The following is a 3,671-nucleotide window of genomic DNA, read 5'->3' as shown; positions in this document are numbered from 1 at the left end:
GCATAACTGTGTAGATATAATTGCTATCTTTAGGTATGGCTTCTAAGAAGAACTCAAACGCATAGCGTTTCGAAACAAAATAATTTTTAATCTCTTCTATGAAGTTTTTTAATGAATCCATGTCAGAAATATTTTTTGTCTCTTCTTTAATACGCTCAAGAATGATTTCTTTATCACTATCCTTTAAAGCAATGAAGAGGTCAAAAATATTATGTGTTTTAAATTTTTCAGGTACTACCAGTCTACTGTGCATGTGAGCTACTACTGTATAGTCCCGTTCCTCAGTGTTATAGTAATCATCCTCTGTGGTGATAACCATCTGAGCATCGTTAGTAACTCTCGTATAAGTTGGATCAAACTCTCTCGTAACCAGTCTTGACTTAAAGTACAGCTCTAACGCGAGAACAGCATTCGTATAGATTGCATTTGTCCTTGCATCATGAGGGTCGTGCCAACCATCAGCAAGTTGCTCAGCGCAATCGCTAAAAGCTGTTGCCATATCAGTGATGTACTTATTGTCTATCCAGATTGTTGAATTCAACCCAGGATTTGGTGGTTTCCTTTTATCGTTCTTTCCCATTTTATTCTCTATCTATCAATGAAATGTTGAGAGGGGGCAAGACGACAATACCAAGCATTACAGGGGGATAGCCAAGAAAATTAGTGTTTTTTTTTCGTTTTGAGATTTCTATTCGGGCTCTTTAGTTGTGCTCCCGCCCTTCTCTACACCACCATGTTTATGCGTTGAGCCGATATTCTTACCGTTGTGTGTAAGCCCGTCAGACGACAGAGAGAGCGTTTGACTCCCCACTTTGAGGTTTATCCCACCATCAGAAAGATGAAGCCGCACAGAGCCGCTGGCGTTGCTCATTCCGATACCTTCATTGGGTAATCCCGAAATTCTTGTAGCGCGGGAGCGGTAGCCTGGGGCAAAAAAGGCATCGGTCGCATCGAACATTCGAGCATCGAGAGGACGAACGGGCCCGCCCTGCTCGATCCAGTAGTCAACGGAACGCTGCGAAAAATGAATGAGTCCTTCAGTGCCTTCCGGCAGCTCATGAAAAGAGGCATCCCATTCTGTTGACGACGCAGAGCAATACAGTTTTATGCAGGTATTAACGCCATCCTTCGCAACCTGCACATTGTTGATGCTCCCAGTAAAAATCACTCCTGTATCATCGCCATAACCAGCTTTGAGGATGACCGTTCCATAATTGTTTTTTGCATCATCGCGCAGCTGTATCAGCTCGCGTACCCTGGAAGAAATACCAAAAACGGTAATGCCGGCTGTTGCGTTGGCATGTTGCGGAAAATTATCGACAAGGAACCGAGTTTCGATTGGTGGTTCATATCTCAGTACTTCCCCGCTGGTGGTGGTTATCTCAAGATGATAGTTTCGTCCGAAAAACCTACTCATTGGCTATCCACTCCAGTTTGTTGGTTATGCCTAAATTGCTGACTGTTGGGCTTTCACCTCGCAGGTACAACGCGCCAATATCAGTATTCAGGCCAGCCAACAAATTAACGTCAGGATGCAGCGCGCGTCCGAGAACTACCGGCTCGCCGTTTTCAAGAATATCCACGCAGAAATATTCGAAGCGAGTGAGCCAGCGCAGCCTGAAAACCAGATAGTGCGATCCAAGCTGAACGCGGAAGCGCTGAAAAGAGTAGCCACTGGAGAGAGGAATGATGATCATACGACCTCCACAGCCTGAGTGATAACTTCTCCACCAGCAAACTCAGCCTGGCCTTGTGTGGTCACGCTATCGCCCCAGGGTAAATTGGCGTTTGTCTCTTCAACCGTGTCATGGATAATCGTTAACTGTTTCATATCCACAACGATGATCAGCCCACCCTCTGTTTCCTTATCGATTTCGGTTCGGGTATTCGTTATCAGGCAGTTTCTATAGGACGCGCCTTTACTGGCTATGAGATCAAACGTTTCGTGATTGCGTTGAATGGTGCGTAACTGTTCAAGTAAGCTTTGGGAACGTGTCGTTCCCTGGCTGTGTTGGTATACGGCCAACCCTACGCTTGCCGCAATCCCTGATAGCGCAGCTGTGCGCCCTGACATTAGCGATGCAGCAACGCCAGCAGTAAGACCACCTCCGATGACTGAGCTGTTATTTGATAGCGGCCAGCCGCTGATGTTCGAGTTCCATTGTGATCAAAATATTGGCGAGGATGATCGCTGTAGTCTGAAAACTGAGAACCTCCAAACAGCGTGTTATAGCCATTGTTGCCATAATTAGACGTTCCCTCAGCCTGAGAAATTACATCGAGGAAGTCTTGCTCATTTTTCGAAACACTGCCCCGTTCTAATTGCTGAAGATATTGTTCTTTCCAATCCACAGTACCAGTCGGCAAAGGTTGTCCTGGGTTTCTTTTTTGCCAGTTTTTAATGGGGTCGCTCATAGCTTTAGCATCTTCTGAATCAACAAAAGAGTTGCCAGGGGCAATAATTCCAAGGGTTGTTGCTATCACCGGATGGGCTAATAAATCAGCACCGAACGAGGTAGCAGCTTGCTTTCCAAATAGAGCGCCTATTGTCTTCCAGACAATCGCAGTACCGCCTATCCCAGCCGCATAGCTGGCATACTTTGCTTCATCTGGATACTTCTGCATTAAATCATTAACGATTGCCGTGAGGCTGGACAATGGACCAATAAGGTCGCCACCAATGGCTTTTTTCAGATTTTCAAAATTTAACGATAAAACCGACAATTCGTCATTAAGTTTTCTAGCATTTTCAGAAAGAGCCGGATCAATAGTTTTATGCATCCTTTCGAATTGCTCATTAATTTCTTTGAAACCTTTAACTCCAGTTTCAAGTAAACGTGTGAGCGGATCATTATCTCCTATACCAATCCCGCCTCTTAAAGTGCGTTGCTGATCGGCATTCATTTTGGAGTATGACTCTATCAGATATTCAATTGCGTCCTGACCAGTAAGATTAGAGAACTGTTGTGGGTTAAAAGCCCCGTTCCAATAGGCCTGATCATTTAAACGCCCTTCACGTGCCGCTTGCTGCAAAGAAGGGATTTTTTGGACTATCGAATAAGCTGCACTGTCATCAGAAACACCAACCTTTTTCAAAGCAAATTGCAACCCTTCGATTTGCTTTGTAGTAAAGTTGGTAATCTTACCCAGCCTCTCCAGCTCTTGAATTTTATTCGCCAATCCAAATGTTGCCGAACTAAACCCTATACCAGCGCCCGCCGCAGCTCCTAGCTGAACCAAACCAGATTTTAGGCCATTTACCGTATTGGTCGCGGCTTTAAAACTCTTGTCATCTAAATCTATTCCGAGAGATACGAATAAACTATCAATGACGTCAGATGCGTTTGCCTGTGACATTTTGACTCCATAAAAAAACCGCCTAAGCGGTTTAATGTATGTTTTAAGCTCTCGTTGGCAGAATCTACATATCCTAGCATCTATCTTTACTAACTCTGCACAGTGCGGACAGGTTTTAGAAGTATAACTTTCTTTTAACCTCTCTTTTTTTAAGTTCGGTCCAGTAAATGACCAAATCAAAGAGCCGATCCATCCAATGGCCGTCCACCCCAAAAATAAATTCAGTGCTAACACCGCTTTTTTATCTTTATGCCATCTATTAAACGCATTAATGGAAGGCAATAGATAGACCGCCAATAATAACAGAATAACAA

The 3,671-nt window shown here is 44.2% G+C and carries 5 protein-coding genes; all 5 read right to left on the bottom strand.

Annotated elements, in window-relative coordinates; all coding sequences use genetic code 11:
* Positions 1–580 (bottom strand): hypothetical protein (locus tag IM295_RS22870; protein ID WP_193067364.1); only part of this gene is annotated, 580 nt, incomplete at its 3' end.
* A gap of 108 nt (positions 581–688) precedes the next feature.
* Positions 689–1,417, bottom strand: coding sequence for a Gp138 family membrane-puncturing spike protein (locus IM295_RS22865; RefSeq protein WP_226859542.1), 729 nt, complete (start codon positions 1,415–1,417; stop codon positions 689–691).
* On the bottom strand, positions 1,410–1,697 hold the full coding sequence (locus IM295_RS22860; protein WP_193067363.1) for a hypothetical protein: 288 nt from the start codon (positions 1,695–1,697) through the stop codon (positions 1,410–1,412). The genes IM295_RS22865 and IM295_RS22860 overlap by 8 nt, the downstream gene beginning before the upstream one ends.
* Positions 1,694–2,074, bottom strand: coding sequence for a phage baseplate protein (locus tag IM295_RS22855; RefSeq protein ID WP_193067362.1), 381 nt, complete (start codon positions 2,072–2,074; stop codon positions 1,694–1,696). Before IM295_RS22855 ends, IM295_RS22860 begins: the two co-directional genes overlap by 4 nt.
* On the bottom strand, positions 2,074–3,671 hold a 1,598-nt coding region (locus IM295_RS22850; RefSeq protein WP_226859541.1), incomplete at its 5' end, for a superinfection immunity protein. The genes IM295_RS22850 and IM295_RS22855, both read right to left, overlap by 1 nt.

It is taken from the genome of Enterobacter cloacae complex sp. P14RS, assembly GCF_014895895.1.
Taxonomy (GTDB): domain Bacteria; phylum Pseudomonadota; class Gammaproteobacteria; order Enterobacterales; family Enterobacteriaceae; genus Enterobacter; species Enterobacter bugandensis.
This window is presented reverse-complemented; position numbering and strand designations above follow the sequence as displayed.